This is a genomic window from Volucribacter amazonae (genome assembly GCF_029783845.1).
Classification (GTDB): Bacteria; Pseudomonadota; Gammaproteobacteria; order Enterobacterales; family Pasteurellaceae; genus Volucribacter; species Volucribacter amazonae.
In genome coordinates this window covers 1,523,600-1,541,414 of sequence record NZ_LWID01000001.1, presented here as the reverse complement: position 1 = coordinate 1,541,414, position 17,815 = coordinate 1,523,600, and the positions used below count along the sequence as shown (strand labels likewise).

Here is a 17,815-nt window from a genome sequence, read left to right as displayed (position 1 = left end):
TACGCCTCGCCGTACTACTTGTACTGTCTTCGGCGTACCGCCTTGTCTCATTTTAAATTGAAACGACTATATTTCCCCTCCCCCAACGTTTGTCAGCCGCTAGACTTTTGTTTTATAATTCAGCCAAGATCAATGAATACAAAATTGTCATATTATGAATACAAAAACCCATTTAGGTCATACCGCCCGTAAACGTTTTGGGCAGAATTTTTTACATGACCAGCACATTATCCAAAGTATTGTGGCGGCGATTTATCCACAACCTGATCAGTTTTTACTTGAGATTGGTCCGGGTTTAGGGGCATTAACTGAACCTGTGGCAGAGCAGGTGGATCAACTTACGGTCATTGAATTAGACCGAGATTTAGCCAAGCGTTTACGTCATCATCCGTTTTTACAGCAAAAATTGCAGGTTATTGAAGCTGATGCGATGCAATTTGATTTTGCCCAACTGTTTGAACAACAGCAACTTGCCAGTAAGCAACAAAAAATTCGGGTATTTGGTAATTTACCTTATAACATTTCTACGCCCTTAATGTTTCATCTTTTTCAATATCATCATCTTATCCAAGATATGCATTTTATGTTGCAAAAAGAGGTGGTAAAACGCTTATGTGCGAGTCCTAATAGCAAGGCATACGGACGCTTAACCATTATGGCACAATATTATTGTCAAGTAATGCCAGTATTAGAAGTGCCGCCTTCTGCCTTTAAGCCTGCACCGAAAGTGGATTCTGCGGTGGTGCGTTTAGTGCCACACCAACAATTACCTTACCCTGTAAAAGATATTGCGTGGTTAAACCGAGTATGTAGCCAAGCCTTTAATCAACGGCGTAAAACCTTACGCAACGCCTTATCCCATTTATTTTCGGCGGAAAATTTGACCGCACTTGGTATAGATTTAAATGCACGAGCGGAAAATTTAAGCATTGCGGATTATGCAAAATTAGCTAATTGGTTGGCAGATAATCCCCCTGCCGAACCAACTCAAGGGGCTTTGGAGGACTAATGGCAACCTATTTTGTTGGCGATCTACAAGGCTGTTATGATGAATTACAATGCTTATTAGAAAAGGTCAAGTTTGATCCTAGCCAAGATAAACTCTATTTAGTGGGCGATTTGGTGGCACGAGGCGATAAATCCTTGCAATGTTTACGCTTGGTAAAATCCCTTGGCAAAGCAGCTCAAACGGTATTAGGCAATCACGATTTACACCTTATTGCCACTGCACTAGGCATTAAAAAAATCAAAACTAAAGATCGGGTTGAAGCGATTTTCGCTGCCCCTGATTTTGCGGAATTAATAGATTGGTTACGTCAGCAACCCCTATTAATCCATAATCCACAACAAGATTTTGTGCTTAGTCACGCTGGCATTAGTCCACAATGGGATTTAACCACAGCCAAAGCCTGTGCCAAGGAAGTGGAACAAGTACTACAACAAGGCGATTACCAACAGCTTATTGCCCAAATGTACGATAATCAGCCTGATTATTGGTCGCCACAATTAACGGGCATTGAACGCTTACGTTATATTATTAATGTCTTTACCCGTATGCGTTTTTGTTATCCTGACGGTCGCCTTGATTTTGCCTGTAAATTACCGCCCCAACAAGCCCCAGCGCCATTGCAACCTTGGTTTAAGCTCGCCAATCCTTTATATCAACAAACCAACCTTATTTTTGGGCATTGGGCAAGTTTAGCGGAAGTGGCAACCCCAAGCCATATTTATGCCTTAGATACAGGCTGTGTCTGGAATAATAAAATGACCCTGCTACGTTGGGAAGATAAACAATATTTTGTGCAACCTGCGTTAAAAGATTATCGCCATTAAACTCGCAAGGAGGAAGTAATGTTATCCGCACAATCTTGTGAACTCTTTAATCAACCTTTCTTCCAATTTGCCCAAATCAAAAAATTCCAACCCCAACGGCTACAATCTCTCAAGCAGGAATATCAACAGGCTTGGCAACAATGGAAAGCCCTTATTCAGCAGGTTTCCGCACAATTAGGCACGCCTTTTGCTAAGCCACATATTGAAAGCTGGACAAATGGCTGGCAAGTGCGGTCGCATTTTTTTGCGTTTTTTAAATATGAATATTATCAACATTCTGCCACCATTTTATCAGTTATCCTTAATCGCCGCCGTTTGCAAGTTTGCCTAGATTGGCATAGCTATCGGGCTAATCGTTCACAATTTACCCTTGAGCAATATAATCAATGGCTTGAACAACTGGATTATCAACAATATGGCGACTTTGAAATTTGGCGAGGCGATGACAGTGAATATAATGATTTTCCGCTGGTCAGTAGCCTTTCGCCACAACAATTACCCCTAGAGCAAGCACAGGATTTTTATTGTATCGGCAAAAATTGTGAAAAAGCCCAATTAGATCATATTGATAGCCAGCAATTTATTTGCCAAACTATTCGGCAATTATTGCCCTTATATGAAAAATGTCATCAATCCCCTCTTTAACCCTAACAGGAAATGATTATGCCAAACAGCACCGCACAAGAAAAATTTTATCAATTATTACAACGTCATCTGCTTGAGCCTGATTGCCTTGCTACATTAACACCACAAACTGAAAACGCGTTAATTTATGCCATAAAGCAATCGGATTTCTTGTACAGCTGTTTACAAAAACAAGGGGATTTTTTTCGTCAAATTTTGCAACAACCTATCCAATTTGCCGATTGCCAACATTATCTAACTCGCTTGCAAAACCAGTTAGACAACCTAACAGACGAAAACCAACTTTATCAGCAATTACGCCTATTTCGTCATCGTGAATTGGCAAAATTGAGCTATTGTCAAAGCCTTAACCTTGCCAGCGTTGAGCAAATTTTTATTCGCCTATCAGAATTGGCAGAGGCTTGTATTATCGCTTGTCGTGATTGGCTATATCAGCAACTTTGCCAACAATTTGGCACCCCCACCAATGCACAAGGCATTGCTCAACCGCTACTTATTCTTGGTATGGGAAAACTGGGTGGCAAAGAGCTAAATTTTTCCTCCGATATTGACCTGATTTTTACTTATCCAGAAACAGGAGAAACACAAGGGGCAAGACGGAGTATAGATAATCAGAAATTTTTTACCAAATTAGGGCAACGCTTAATTAACGCCCTTGACCAACGTACACCCGATGGTTTTGTTTACCGCACAGATATGCGGTTACGCCCTTTCGGCGATAGCGGTGCTTTGGTGCTTAGTTTTAATGCGATGGAAACCTATTACCAAGAGCAAGGGCGAGATTGGGAGCGTTACGCAATGATTAAAGCCAGAATACTGGGGGAAGATGCAAATTGCCCTTATCAACCGCAATTACGCCAGTTATTGCGTCCTTTTATTTATCGCCGTTACATTGATTTTAGTGCCATTCAAGCACTACGCGATATGAAAAGCAAAATTGAACGAGAAATTAGACGGCGTGGCTTAACCGATAATATTAAATTAGGGGCAGGTGGTATCCGAGAAATTGAGTTTATTGCTCAAGTGTTTCAATTAATTCGTGGTGGACGAGAGGTAAGCCTACAACAACAAAGCATTTTGGCAATTCTACCGCTATTAAGTAAACTGGGCTTACTCTCTCAAGAAGAAAGCCAACAATTACAACAAGCCTATTTGTTTTTACGCCATGTGGAAAATGTGCTACAAGCCATTAATGACCAACAAACCCAAACTTTACCAAGCAATCCACAGGATCAACAGCGTTTAGTGCGAGCCTGTGCCAAATTTAAACAGGGCAATGAGCCACAAGGCATTATTGAGCAACAATACCCTATTGCGGATTGGCAAAGTTTTTACCAAGTATTACAACAGCATCAACAAAAAGTGCGGTCGGTTTTTGATCAATTAATTGGCAACGAACCGCAACAACCTGTGCCTGATAACCTTGCTCCTTGGCAAGATATGTTTGAAGAAGAGCTTGATCCGCAACAATTTATCCAGTTATTGCCTGCTGATGAACCTCAACAAGATGAAGATATTCAACCATTACTTAACCGACTTCATCAATTCAAACAAGAAAGCGAACGCCGCCCCATGGGTAATCGTGGCAGAGAAGTGCTTAATCAGCTTATGCCTAAATTGTTACAACAAATATTTAGCCATAAAAACTACCGCACTTTATTACCTCGTATCTTAACCATTATTGAGAAAACCCTTACTCGCACCACCTATTTAGAATTATTATTAGAAAATCCTGCGGCACTTCATCGTTTATTACAACTTTGTGCAAAATCCCAACTGATTGCCGAACAAGTGGCACGCCACCCCATTTTACTTGATGAATTATTGGATCAAAAAGCCTTACTCAATTTGCCGACATTTGAACAATATCCTGCGGAGTTACAACAATATTTATTACGATTACCGCAAGATGATGAAGAACAATTTATTGATGCCCTACGTCAATTTAAAAATGCCGCATTATTTCACGTTGCCTGCGCAGATATTCTTGCCATTTTGCCTGTGATGAAAGTGAGCGATCATCTCACTTTCTTAGCAGAAGCCATTATTGAAGCTGTAGTCAATCTCGCTTGGCAACAGCTGAGCCAACGCTATGGTGTTCCTGATCATTTAGTGGATAACCAACGTCAATTTTTGGTTATCGGTTATGGCAAATTAGGCGGGATTGAATTGGGCTACAAATCCGATCTGGATTTAGTTTTTCTCTATAATGCTCCTGCTGACGGACAAACCGTTGGCGGTAAAAAATCCATTGATAGTAGCCAATTTTATTTACGACTGGCTAAAAAAATCATTAGCATTTTTAATATCAATACCAGTGCAGGCGTGCTTTACGAAGTAGATATGCGATTACGCCCCTCTGGCGAATCAGGATTATTAGTTAGTACAATCAATGCCTTTGAACATTATCAACGCCACGAGGCTTGGACGTGGGAAAACCAAGCCCTTGTGCGTAGCCGAGCAGTTTATGGCGATGCTGAATTACGCCAACGCTTTGAGCAAATTCGCACCGCCGTATTGGCAATGCCAAGAGATCAAAGCAAACTTAAACAAGACGTACGAGAAATGCGAGAAAAAATGTATCAGCATTTAGCCAGTAAAGATCAAAGCCAATTTAACCTGAAAAAAGATCAAGGAGGGATAACCGATATTGAGTTTATCGCTCAATATTTAGTGCTAGCCCATAGTCCACAAAACCCAAGTTTAGCTCAATGGTCGGATAATGTGCGTATTTTTGACATTATGGCACAATACCAAGTAATTATCCCTGATTGTGCGGAAAAACTGAAAGAATGTTATACCAGCTTACGCAACCAAATTCATCATCTGAATTTATTGGGCTTACCCTCTATTGTCAGTGCCGATCAGTTCGTCTGGCAACGTGATTTTATCCAACAACTTTGGCAACAGCTGTTTAATGAATAAAATTCTACTTGCAAATCACTTAAAATGAATATAAATTCAATTTTAATGAATAAATATAAAGATAGAGGATCTTATGCGTAGTACAGAATTGGTACAATGGTTTCGTCAATCTACCCCTTATGTGAATATTCATCGTGGCAAAACCTTTGTGATAATGCTGGACGGTAACAGTATTGCTAGCCCCAATTTTATCAATATCATCAGTGATATTAGCTTATTGCATAGCCTAGGGATCAAATTGGTGATTGTCTTTGGTGCAAGACATCAAATTAATCAACAATTAGAGCAACAGGGGATAGATTGCCTCTATCATAAAAATATCCGCATTACCGATCACCAAACCCTGAATTTAGTCAAACAAGTGGTAGGCAGTTTACAATACGACATTACTGCACGCTTATCCCTACGTCCACATAATGCCCCATTAATTAACGTGGTAAGCAGTAATTTTATTCTTGCTCAACCTATTGGCGTTGATGACGGCGTAGATTATATGCTCACAGGCAAATTACGCCGTATTAACAGCGAAAGTATCCAACAGCAACTGGCACAAAACGCCATTGTGTTGGTTAGCCCAATAGCTCCCTCAGTAACAGGCGAAACCTTTAATCTTCCCTTTGAAGAAATTGCCACCCAAATCGCCATAAAAATTAAAGCCGAAAAATTGATCGGATTTTGTGAACAACAAGGCATTTTAGATCAAAATCAACAGGTTATCGCTGACCTACTGCCACAACAAGCGGAATTACACTTACAACAGCTTATTCAACAGGGACAATATCACAGCTCACAAGCTCGCTTTCTCCAATCAGCCATTGAGGCTTGTAGGGCAGGGGTTAAACGTTGCCATTTACTCAGCCATGCCGAAGACGGTTCATTATTGCAAGAGCTATTTTCACGAGATGGGATTGGTACTCAGCTTTCAATGGAAAGTTCAGAAACCGTCCGCATTGCCACCGCACAAGATATTGCTGGTATGCTTGAGCTTATCCACCCATTAGAACAACAAGGCATTTTAGTCAAACGCTCGCGTGAGCAATTAGAAATGGAAATTAGCCATTACAGCATTATTGAACGTGATGGCACAATTATCGCCTGTGCCGCCTTAAATCTTTACCCACAAGAAAAAATGGCAGAAATGGCCTGTGTCGCCGTCCACCCTGATTACCGCAATTCTGCCCGAGGCGATATTCTCCTTGAGGCAATCCAAAAACGAGCAAAACAACAGGGCATAGAACAACTCTTTGTCCTCACTACCCGCACCGTCCACTGGTTTCAAGAACGAGGTTTCCGCCTCGCCAACCTCAACGATCTCCCCGAGGAAAAACGCCAACACTACAACCACCAACGGCGTTCAAAAATCCTGATTAAGCCATTATTTGAACAAGAAAATAATTGAAAAACTGACCGCACTTTTATTTAAAAAGTGAGGTCAGTTTTTGAAAAATATAAAACAACCCTATTATTTAGCAAATAAAGAGGAAAACTCTTCGTATAGGTTTGTATCATTTGAGCTTTCAACTATTGCATTGCTTAAATCAACTTTCTTATTAAGCAGGCGATTTAACTGTAAATCAAAGGAAATAGCATTAGGATGCAATGCCATTGGTAAATAAACATTAACCGTTTTTGTTTGACCAATTCGATAAACTCTATCGGTGGCTTGTGCCTCTTTCGCTGGGTTCCAATGCCTTTCTAAGTGAATAACATTATTTGCCCCTACAACTGTTAAGCCAACACCTGCTGCAATAGGAGACATAATTAAAATATTAAATCCTTCTTTTTCTTGAAAGTTATCAATAATAGACTTTCTAGTTTTTTTATTTGCTTTCTTAGATACTGCTTGAGTTTCACCATTAATAATCTCAACAATTATCTTATATTTTTGAGCAATAAGTGCGGTTAAATATGACTGAATAATTTTAGTTTCTACAAAAATAATCGCTTTTTCTTTTTTCTCTCTTATTAAATCTAAAATTGATAACAAAGTTTTTATTTTTACGGAAGTAAAAGCATTATTAACAATATTTTTATCATTAATATTTAATTGATGATGAATACTTGTTACTTTTAACTCTCTTAAACTTGATAAAATTAACTTTCTTTTATCCTCAATATCACATTGGTTAACTTTCTCAATAATTTCATTATAAGCATAAAGTTGCTGAGTCTTCATTTCTGCTGCAAGAATTGGAAGAAAATGTTTATCCTGATCTTGCTCATCACCAGTATAAATTATTTTATTTGGCAAACCTTTAAGATTTTCCTCTTTTGTTCGTCTTAGCATAAAATTTCCAACTTTATGTCTAAGCCGCTTACCTATTTCAATTTTTTTAGCAAAAACGTCTTCGTTTTTAGCGGAAATAATAGGTTGAATATATTGTTCTCTAAAATCTTGCCAGGCACCTAATAGCCCTGGTGTAGCGGTATCCATTAAACACCAAAAATCTTTTAAGCTATTTTCAACAGGTGTACCTGTGGCAAGTAATTTAAAATCCGCTTTTAATCCTTTTGCTGCCCTTGTTGCTAAAGTATTTGGATTTTTTAAATTTTGAGCTTCATCAAATATCACCATTCCCCAGTCAACCAATGCAAGGGAGAATTGATAGTCTCTTAAAGTTTGATAAGTTGTTAGCACTAAACGAGATGGCATATCTAATCTATTAATAGAATAACCATTACCTATTTTTAAAGAATAGGTTAATTTTTCTAAATCAACATTATTATCTTCCTCTAGAATAGCCTTTGTTTCTTTTTGATTATGTGCTTTAAATCGTTTTAAATCAGCTTCAGCTTGTAAAACAATAACATCTTTAAAAGGCGATTTAATAAAAGTTTTATCAACTTCATCTCGCCAATTCTCTAATAAACTTAAAGGAGCAACAATAAGAATTGGCTTTTTAGTTTTATCCTGTTTTTCACATCGACAATATTGTTCATGTATGGCAACTAAGGTCATATAAGTTTTGCCTAATCCCATATCGTCTGCCAATAATGCGCCTTTAGAATTTTCTATATGTACTAATAACCAATGAATACCTTCTTCTTGATGAAGATAAGGTGTTCTTTTTAAGTTATCTCGCTCAAAACGTTGTTGTTGAATATTTAAATTATGCCTATGTTCATAATCGGAAAACCCCATTTCATCATCATTCTTTTCAATATCTATAACTATCGTTTCTTTTTTGTGGTTTTCTTCTTGCTTCTCTTGATTATCTAATTGAGAATCAAATGAAAATTTGTTTTTTAATTTATTAAGCGTTTCTTCTACTTCTTCACGATCTGATATATCAATCTCACGATTTTCTACCTTTAAAATCTGAGCATTTGCTTCATAGGTTTTTGTAATATCATTTTCAATGTCATTTAATTGTGCAATATCTTTGATAATATTATTTAATACTTTGACTGATTCTATTTTTCCTTGTTGATAAAACCAGTCAATATTTGATTTCTCTACCTCGCCAGCATAAAAATGAGAAAACTTTTCAGCACCATAGGCTCGTAAAGAAAAACCTAGATCTAAATCAATCAAGGAGGCATCTAAATAAGCAGAAGGTGAAGCAATAAAATGTGTTACTTGCTCTTTTGGTATTTGCTTTTTACTTAGAATCTCCTGCATTGCTTCTAACTGTTTTGGTTCAAATAAAACTATCTTTTTATTTACCCTTAATAGGCAAGTATTATTTTGTGATAATTGTCCTGTACGCTGTCTTACTTCTTCAATATCAATATTTCTTATATTAGGAATTAATTCTAAACTACCATCAGGTAAAGTTTGCATCGCAACACCAATAGAATTGGGTTTAAGTACTTCAATATCATTATTATCAAAATGTCGAAGATCTACCGGCATTCCGTTCTTTCTTGCTAATTGTAATTGATACACTAATTGAGCATTTTCATATTCATTATATTGAGATAAGGGTAAATTTTGATGGCAATGTAAAGCATATAGTGCTTGCCAATCTGCCAAATTTAAGCGATAAATTTCATTGTCGCTGATTTTTAAGAAAGGACCTGTTAATTCATACTGAAAAATTTTTTGTCCATCTTCCATAATCAAAATATAGTTTACTCTAAAGGAAGCCTGTGAAATTTTATTGTGAATATTTGCTTCATATTGCCCTTTAAATAGAGGTGGGAAATCGAATAACTGAGCAAAATCATCACTTAATGACGCGATTGTTTCAGAATTTACTGTAAAACCATTAGGTATTTTAGTAGCAAGTTCTCGATCATAGAGATCTTTTAAATAAACATATTGTGCTGCAAATAATGAATTATTAAGAATATAGTTTTCTAGAGAATCATTAGCTTCAGGTGGTAAAACAAAATTTATTCCCTCAGCAATATTAATCTTATCAATTTTCCATTTAATATTATTTAAATGACTATGTTTATCAAATAGTTCTTTAATCCACTCTAACACCTTCATTTAATAATACCCTATTCCAAACTTATTTTTATAAATATAATAATCATCATCAGATAGAACATCGCTAGGATCAATTTTTATGCCTACATTTTTAAACTCATCGATAGCTTTTTTCTGCCAATTTAGATGAATATCATGTGTCAGTTCTATAGGAGCTATTCCATAAAAATTATTTAAGCCATAATATTTTTTGCTGTAATCTGTAATTCTCATCTCGGAAGGTAGATAAGACATTAACTTTAATTTAAAGCTATGAGTCCCTTCAATTAAATGGAAGTATTGATTATCTCTTGAGGTTTTTAATTTTAAATAAATAATTGATGCATGACCACTAACATTGGCAAAAGACATTAAACGTGCTTGCTGAGGATAGTATTGCTTTACATAATGAGAAGCATCTTGAGTTAAAAATAATCTTGATTCTAAAATTACTCCCGACCTTAACAGCCCTTCCATAAAACACTTCCTTGGTTTAAACATTCTTTCCATATCAGAATTATGTTTATCTTTTGCACTTTGTTCTAAAATACCGAGGAATACTTTTAAATCATCGCCACTTAACCAACTTTTCATAAGCTGGATACGTTTTTCGCCTAAAAAACTCCACCAACGCCGATATTTTTCGCCCTGAATACGCGGATCACCAGCAATTTCAAGTACAATATTTTTCCAATATGCACTTATACCTTTATCTTCATAAGCAGAGCGATCTATTAATATCTCTAATATTTTATGCCCCAATAGAGAGTTTTCATCGTATTTTGCTATAACGACTTGCTCTTTCACAATTTCTGCTAATACTGAATGATTTTTTCCTATTGGTATAGATTTTAACTTCTCAAGATAATATTTATGGTAACAACGTTCAATAAAATCACCATCTCTCACATTTTCAAGCCCAAATTTTTGAATAATTTGTTCAAAATCAATATTATGCTGTTCAGCATAATTCACTAATTTAAGATCGGCATCTCTACAAAATAATAAATGTGCATTATCATAATAACAGGATAATGTTACCAATTTATTTTTAGATGATTCAATATGCAAGTTAAGTTGATTAACAATAAAATCACATACTAAATCAAAATTACCTTTATTTTTAAAGTAATAATGATTATAAAATTTGAAAAATGAATTAATTAAGTTAATTAGTGATAACTTGCTAATAAGATTACTAATAGTTAATAAATGTTCTAATAAAATATGATTGATGTGAATTCTCTGAACAAATTTTAAATTTAAGCATAATAGTTTTGTAATAATTCTAATATCAGCAGAGTTTTGTAAGATATGAGTAATATCTTCATATCTATTTAATTTTTCAATTATTTTCTGGCTATATTCTATTTCATCATGATTAAAATTTAATACTTTTTGATTAAGTTCTTTTAATTTCACGATTGATTGCTTAATTTGAGTAAAATCATTTTCTGACCAAGGTCTAATATTAATTGATAATTTAGGCAATTTCATAGGCTAAAATTTCTCTTGAATCGCTTGAAAATCAATAATAGAGGGCTTTTTCACTGTAATGCGGATATCAATACGCCGATTTTTTTTATGGCATTCTTCGTCATCGATGGCACAATCCATTCTAGCTAATCTAGTATCTGCATAACCACTGACTGAGAATAAATTATGGCCAGTATGATTTTTCATTTGTTTTAATTGTTCTCCCATCTCAAGTTTTGTTGTCCAGTAATACCAAACAGATACTGCTCTTGAAGTAGATAAATCCCAATTTCCTCTCGGATTAAAACGGAAAGGATTACTATCTGTATGCCCTTCAATAAAAATTGTGTCTAAATATTGCCAACGTTGTTGTTTCTGAATATGTTGATAAATAACCGTACCTATTTGCTCCACAACTTGCTCTGCCTCAACAGGAATCTCAGCGCTACTTGAAGCAAAGGCCAAGGCTTGTTCAGGAATTCTTAATACCGTATCATTATCTGCAATTTCTACAGGAATATTGTTTTGAATAAGTTCTTGTTCTATTTCTCTTAAGAGATCTTGGCGAATACTTTCAGCCTTTGTTAAATCAATAATATCTTGGCTAATTTCATCTCTTTTGTTTTTTAATTCTTCCTGTAAATGTGTTAATTGCAAAATTAAGGTGGCAGTAGCAAGGATAAAAATCACTAACAAACTTGCCATAATATCCGAAAAAGACATCCAATATGGATTCTCTTCATCAACCGATACTGCTGATTGACTTCTTCTTAACAATCCCATATAGCCCCATTATTTTTTCATTCTATTTTTAGTGTCAATTTCATCAACAACTGCACTTAAAGTCTGAACAGCAGTTGTCATCGTAGAAGTATATTCATTGGTTTGACTATTCCATTGATTAAGTCGATCATTAATTTGAGTTTCAACTTGGTGAGAATATTTTGTTAATAAATCGCTTATTTGATCATTTAATTCCGCAAGATGTTGTTTTAACTCTATCGGTAAACGACTAAAATGTTGACTCACTAAGTTAAAACCTTCTTTAGAGTTTTCAGCAGCTTGTTTTATTTTTTCTACGGAGTTTTCCATTTCCGTATTAGTTATAGATAATTTATCTATCACTTGATTAAACGTTGTTGAAGTTTGATGATTCTGCTGAGTAACTTGACTAACCATTGCGAATATTTGAGAAAGTTCTTGTCCAAATTGTTGAATACTTGAAGTTAAATAGCGAGATAATGAAGAAAATTCACCAGAAGATGAGTGAATGTTCTCGGATAGGGTTTTAAACTCTACCAACATTTTACCATTGCTCTCAACCAAGCCTGCAAAACTTTCTATTAATTGAGTAAGGCTCATTGATAACTGTTGATTTTGTTGATCCTGTGTCTGTAATAAAACATTCACATCTTTTAATAAGTTAGATTGTGATTGTTGTGATTGAGATACTAATTCTGTCAACTGGTGTTGACGCTGTTCATTTTTATGTTGTTGAGACTCAATGCTTGCAGTTAATGCTGTTTCAACAGATTTCAACATTTCTCCTTGTTGCGTGTTTAAATTTTCCAATAAACTTACTAATTTATTAGAAAAGGCTTCATTAGATTGGGTTAATTGTTCTTGATGTTTTGCCGTACTTGATTGTTGCTGTGTTAATTGTTCTCGTAAGTTTTGACTTAACATCTCTGTCATATTTGCATTCTGTTGGTTAAAATTATCTAACATCATCTGCAAATTAGTCGTAAATTTCTCAATCGTTTGAGTTATTTCCGATAAACTGGTTGAACTACTTTGTGACTGTTGTTCTATATGCTGACCTAAACTTAATTGCATTTGTTCAACCATATGGCTATTTTGCAAGGTTATTTCGCTAAATTGGCCCTTGAGGTCTTGAGCAAAATTGTTTAAATGTTCCATCATCATTTCTGAGCTTTTGGCTAATGTGGAACTTGCTTGATGAATCGCCTCTTTTTGAGTTTCTCCCGCAGAGCCAAATTTATCTAAGAAATTTTCAATTAAAGTACTTAATGCTTCTTGAGAACCTTGACTTGCATTATTGGCTATTTTATCTAAAGTGGTATGCAAACTAGATACGATACTCTCACTAATGGTTTGTGAAGCTGTATCCATGACTTTTTGCATTTCATTTCCAATTTTTTCACTTAACCCCGCTAAGATATCCTTGCTTGCTTTTGTTTCTAGTTCTAAATTGAGCAGGCTTTCTTCTGCCATTTTATTTCTAAATAATGCTGAAGCTTTATTCTGTAATTTGGTAATTTTTTTACGAATGACTTTCTCACATACTTTTTCAAAGAGATTAAATATAAAGCTAGTAGCAACGCCCCAAACAGAGGTCATAAAAGCCACAGTTGCGCCATTAATCACCGTTGCAATACCTTGTTGAATTTTATCTGCATCAGATAATTCGATCCCTGCAAGCCCTATTTGTAAACCACTAAATGTCCCCAATACCCCTATTGCGGTCAACATTCCTGGCACAGCAGCAAATAATCGGCTTTCTATTAAACCTTGGGCTAGGGTATGGCTGTTGAAGAAATGACTTGCGTCTAATGATGAGTAAATATTACCTGATTCAGTTTTAATTAATGAGTTATCGTATTCACGCCAAAGATAAAGATATTTTTGCCACTTTTTATTACTTTCTATCTCTCTGGTGATTTCACGAACTTTATTCGCTTTCTCATTAATGTTTACTTGAGAGATTTCTTCTATTTTTTTCTTATAAAATTTTATTTTTCCCAAAATGCTATAACTTTTACGTATCACACACAGCCCAAAAAAAAGCATAACGCCCAGAGTGATAACAACAATCAACGCACTAAAGCCATCAGTGGTTGTCCACCCATTAGTAAATAACTCAGAAAAATTTGGAATAAGAAGGTTAAAATCAATCGTAGTGTTACTAGACATAATTCTTTAAGTTAAGGTTAGATAAAGTTAATTAAAGAGTATTTATAAAAATTCTACACATTAATTGCAATTCATACAAGAGTAAAAATAAAAGATCATATCTAAAAAAGCGTAGTGGAAGGTATGAAGGCAGATGGCAAAATTAGTTGCAGTGGATATTGATAAAGCAATAGGAAAAAGAATTCAATTAAGACGTAGAGAATTAGGCTACTCCGCTGACAAACTCTCTGAGTTAATCGGTATATCTCAACAACAATTATCACGCTATGAGCGTGGTGCCAATAAAATCAATGTTGCTCACTTAGTTAATATTGCTGTTTACTTAGATACGCCCATTAGTTGGTTTTTTCTGGATTGTAAAATAGAAGACAATAACATTATTAATCCTCAACTCAGTGTAGATAATGATGACTTAAAAATACGTTTACATCAACATTGGGAAAACTTATCTAATGAACAAAAAAAGAATTTCATTAAATTCTTAGACTCAATTTCTCCAATTACATAATAAGCAATTAAAAAACTATTTTTCCCAATCAATACTTATAGACTTAATCACTATCCAAGCTACTTATCATTTATTTAATCAAGATTGGCTCACAAAAGTTTAACGCTCTATCTAACCTTTTATTGTTGTTTGTTTCCAATTTGAAATAAGACAGGGTAAACCACCGCACTTTTTAAATAAAAGTGCGGTGGTTTTTTCGCTATTTTAATGCGCCTCTTCCCAATTATCGCCAATTCCCACATCAACAATTAATGGAACGCTGAGGGTGGAAGATTGTTCCATTAAGGATTTAATAAGTGCAGTATATTTTTCCACTAAATCTTCTTTTACTTCAAAGATCAGTTCATCATGCACTTGCATAATCATTTGGATATTGTCATCGCCTTGAGTGGCTTGGTCAATAGCGATCATTGCTCGTTTGATAATATCCGCTGCTGTCCCTTGCATTGGGGCGTTAATTGCGACACGCTCTGCCCCTTTACGGCGTAATCCATTACTTGAGTTAATATCAGGTAAATAAAGGCGGCGACCGAATAGGGTTTCAACAAAGCCTTGTTGTTTGGCTTTTTGTTGAATATCTTGCATAAACTGTTGCACCTTTGGATAGCGTTGGAAGTAGCGATCCATATAGTCCTGCGCCTTGCCTCGTGGAATCCCCAGTTGGCGAGCAAGTCCATAGGCACTCATACCATAAATTAACCCAAAATTAATGGCTTTGGCACTACGGCGTTGTTCGCTATTGACTTGCTCAAGGGGAATATCAAAAATTTCAGCGGCGGTGGAACGATGAATATCTTTTCCTGCGGCAAAAGCTGACGTTAGCCCCTCATCGCCAGATAAATGTGCCATAATGCGTAATTCAATTTGCGAGTAATCCGCAGCGATAATTTTGTAGCCTTGTTTCGCAATAAAAGCCTTGCGGATACGCCGTCCCTCTTCGTTACGAATAGGGATATTTTGTAAATTCGGATCGGAAGAAGATAAACGCCCTGTAATGGTAACCGCTTGATGATAAGAGGTATGCACTCGCCCTGTATTAGCATTAATCATTAAAGGTAATTTATCGGTATAGGTGGATTTGAGTTTGCTTAGCCCCCGATGCTCAACCAAAATTTTGGGTAACTCGTGATCAAAAGCCAGTTCTTCCAGCACTTCTTCATTGGTAGAGGGCGCACCTTTTGGCGTTTTCTTTAACACAGGCAAGCCTAATTTTTCAAATAAAATTTCTTGTAATTGCTTGGTAGAGGCAAGGTTAAAGGGTTGCCCTGCAAGTTCATAGGCTTGCTGTTCAAGTGCGGTCAGTTTTTGAGAAATTTCTTGCGATTGTTGTGCTAAGGTTGTGCCATCAATCAATACGCCACGCTGTTCCATACGAGAAAGTACCGTTACCAATGGCAATTCAATTCGCTGATACAGCTCTAATAAACTTGGATAATCCGCTAATTTTTGCCAAAGGGTTTGGTGCAATTTCATGGTAATATCCGCATCTTCTGCCGCATATTCACTGGCTTGCTCAATGGGAATTTGGTCAAAGGTAAGTTGTGCTTTGCCTTTACCTGCAATGGCTTCAAAGGGAATGGTGTGATGCCCGAGATAGCGTTTTGCCAGCTCGTCCATATTATGTCGCCCTGTGCTATCTAACACATAAGACTCTATCATAGTATCAAAGGCAAATCCCTGCACGTGAATACCATAGCGTGCCAAAATACTTAAATCATATTTAAAATTTTGTCCGATTTTCTTGATGTCAGGATTGGTTAAAATCGGCGTCAAGGCTTGTAGGCAATGCTCAAGATCCAACTGTTGTGGCACACCAATATAGTTGTGGGCAAGCGGTAAATAAGCCGCCTCGCCATTTTCTAAGGCAAAGGAAAGCCCCACTAAATTAGCGGACATATAATCTAAACTGTCGGTTTCCGTATCCAAGGCAATTAAATTCGCCTGTGCTAATTTATTTAACCATTGTTCAAATTGAGCTTGTGTCAAAATGGTTTGATAATTGCTACGATCAATTTGTGTATCTGCTACGCTAGCTGAGGGGGCTTGTGTTACTTGTTCTGCTTGATAAGCCGTATTTTGTTTATCGCTTTGCGAGCCATTTAACACCTCGTTAAGCCAACGTTTAAATTCATAATGCCCAAAATAACGCACTAATTCATCATTATCTGGCTCGCCTAAGACTAATTCATTTGGGCGAATGGTTAGTGCCACGTCCGTTTTAATCGTAGCAAGGGCATAAGAAAGATCGGCATTTTGCTTTTCTGCCAATAACTTATCGCCCAATTTTTTTGCCCCACGAATGGGTAAATCCGCCACTTTATCTAAATTGGCATAAATCTCTGCCATTGAACCTATGCCTTGCAACAAAGCAAGGGCGGTTTTCTCGCCAACCCCAGCCACACCCGGGATATTGTCCGCACTATCGCCCATTAATGCCAAATAATCAATGATTAACTCTGGCGGAATACCATATTTCTCAACGACCCCTTGCGGATCAAGCAAGCTATTATTCATGGTGTTAATTAACATAATTTGCGGGCTAACAAGCTGTGCCATATCCTTATCGCCAGTAGAAATAAGCACATTTTTCCCCTCTGCCACCGCTTGCAAGGCTAACGTACCAATCACATCATCAGCCTCAACCCCTTCCACTGACAATAAAGGAATACCTAGAGCTTTAATCATTTGGTGTAACGGCTGAATTTGCTGACGTAATTCATCAGGCATTGGTGGACGATGAGATTTATATTGCTCAAACATTTCATCACGAAAAGTTTTGCCTTTGGCATCAAAAACCACTGCGATATGGCTAGGCTCAACTTGGCTAATCAAACTTTTCAACATATTTAGCACGCCATACATCGCCCCTGTCGGCTCGCCTAAGGAATTTGTAAGCGGTGGAAAAGCGTGAAATGCACGATATAAATACGAAGATCCATCAACTAACACCAATGGATTGTCTGCAATTTTGGTCATAATATTCTCAATAAAATCAGCTAAAATTGGCTTATTATAGCCTAATTGTGCAAGGTTTTCATGGATTAGTCGTTTCCATTTAAAATAGGACAAGGCAGTAT

At 36.4% G+C, this 17,815-nt stretch carries 11 protein-coding genes; 6 read left to right on the top strand and 5 right to left on the bottom strand.

Annotation, left to right across the window (positions count from 1 at the left end):
* Positions 1-154: 154 nt before the first annotated feature.
* From rsmA to argA, 5 genes are all read left to right on the top strand, one after another.
* Positions 155-1,009 (top strand): 16S rRNA (adenine(1518)-N(6)/adenine(1519)-N(6))-dimethyltransferase RsmA, encoded by an 855-nt coding sequence (gene rsmA / locus A6A20_RS07325; RefSeq protein WP_279572826.1) that lies wholly within the window; start codon positions 155-157, stop codon positions 1,007-1,009.
* Positions 1,009-1,833 (top strand): bis(5'-nucleosyl)-tetraphosphatase (symmetrical) ApaH, encoded by an 825-nt coding sequence (gene apaH, locus A6A20_RS07320; RefSeq protein ID WP_279572825.1) that lies wholly within the window; start codon positions 1,009-1,011, stop codon positions 1,831-1,833. Before rsmA ends, apaH begins: the two co-directional genes overlap by 1 nt.
* 18 nt (positions 1,834-1,851) lie before the next feature.
* Positions 1,852-2,478 carry an HI_0552 family protein gene (locus A6A20_RS07315; protein WP_279572824.1) on the top strand — a complete coding sequence of 209 codons (627 nt, stop codon included), beginning with the start codon at positions 1,852-1,854 and terminating at the stop codon, positions 2,476-2,478.
* Positions 2,479-2,496: 18 nt separating this feature from the next.
* The gene (gene glnE / locus A6A20_RS07310; RefSeq protein ID WP_481584975.1) at positions 2,497-5,403 is read left to right on the top strand and encodes a bifunctional [glutamate--ammonia ligase]-adenylyl-L-tyrosine phosphorylase/[glutamate--ammonia-ligase] adenylyltransferase; all 2,907 of its coding nucleotides are present in this window, start codon (positions 2,497-2,499) and stop codon (positions 5,401-5,403) included.
* A 73-nt stretch (positions 5,404-5,476) separates the two neighbouring features.
* On the top strand, positions 5,477-6,802 hold the full coding sequence (gene argA, locus A6A20_RS07305) for an amino-acid N-acetyltransferase (RefSeq protein WP_279572822.1): 1,326 nt from the start codon (positions 5,477-5,479) through the stop codon (positions 6,800-6,802).
* 63 nt (positions 6,803-6,865) lie between these two features.
* Here argA and A6A20_RS07300 read toward each other — a convergent pair whose 3' ends face one another.
* Genes A6A20_RS07300 through zorA form a run of 4 tightly spaced genes read right to left on the bottom strand, consistent with a single transcriptional unit; the run spans position 6,866 to position 14,230 of the window.
* Positions 6,866-9,841 (bottom strand): DEAD/DEAH box helicase, encoded by a 2,976-nt coding sequence (locus A6A20_RS07300; protein ID WP_279572821.1) that lies wholly within the window; start codon positions 9,839-9,841, stop codon positions 6,866-6,868.
* Complete coding sequence (locus tag A6A20_RS07295) at positions 9,842-11,317, bottom strand: EH signature domain-containing protein (RefSeq protein ID WP_279572820.1); 1,476 nt, start codon at positions 11,315-11,317, stop codon at positions 9,842-9,844.
* A gap of 3 nt (positions 11,318-11,320) precedes the next feature.
* Positions 11,321-12,079, bottom strand: a complete 759-nt coding sequence (locus A6A20_RS07290) for an OmpA/MotB family protein (RefSeq protein WP_132692083.1) — start codon at positions 12,077-12,079, stop codon at positions 11,321-11,323.
* A 9-nt stretch (positions 12,080-12,088) separates the two neighbouring features.
* Positions 12,089-14,230 carry an anti-phage ZorAB system protein ZorA gene (zorA, locus tag A6A20_RS07285; RefSeq protein WP_279572819.1) on the bottom strand — a complete coding sequence of 714 codons (2,142 nt, stop codon included), beginning with the start codon at positions 14,228-14,230 and terminating at the stop codon, positions 12,089-12,091.
* Between the two features lie 133 nt (positions 14,231-14,363).
* Here zorA and A6A20_RS07280 point away from each other — a divergent pair, with 133 nt between their 5' ends.
* Entirely contained in the window at positions 14,364-14,738 is a 375-nt protein-coding gene (locus A6A20_RS07280; RefSeq protein WP_279572818.1) for a helix-turn-helix domain-containing protein, read from the top strand.
* Between the two features lie 204 nt (positions 14,739-14,942).
* Here A6A20_RS07280 and polA read toward each other — a convergent pair whose 3' ends face one another.
* Positions 14,943-17,714, bottom strand: a complete 2,772-nt coding sequence (gene polA / locus A6A20_RS07275) for a DNA polymerase I (RefSeq protein WP_279572817.1) — start codon at positions 17,712-17,714, stop codon at positions 14,943-14,945.
* Between the last annotated feature and the right edge of the window lie 101 nt (positions 17,715-17,815).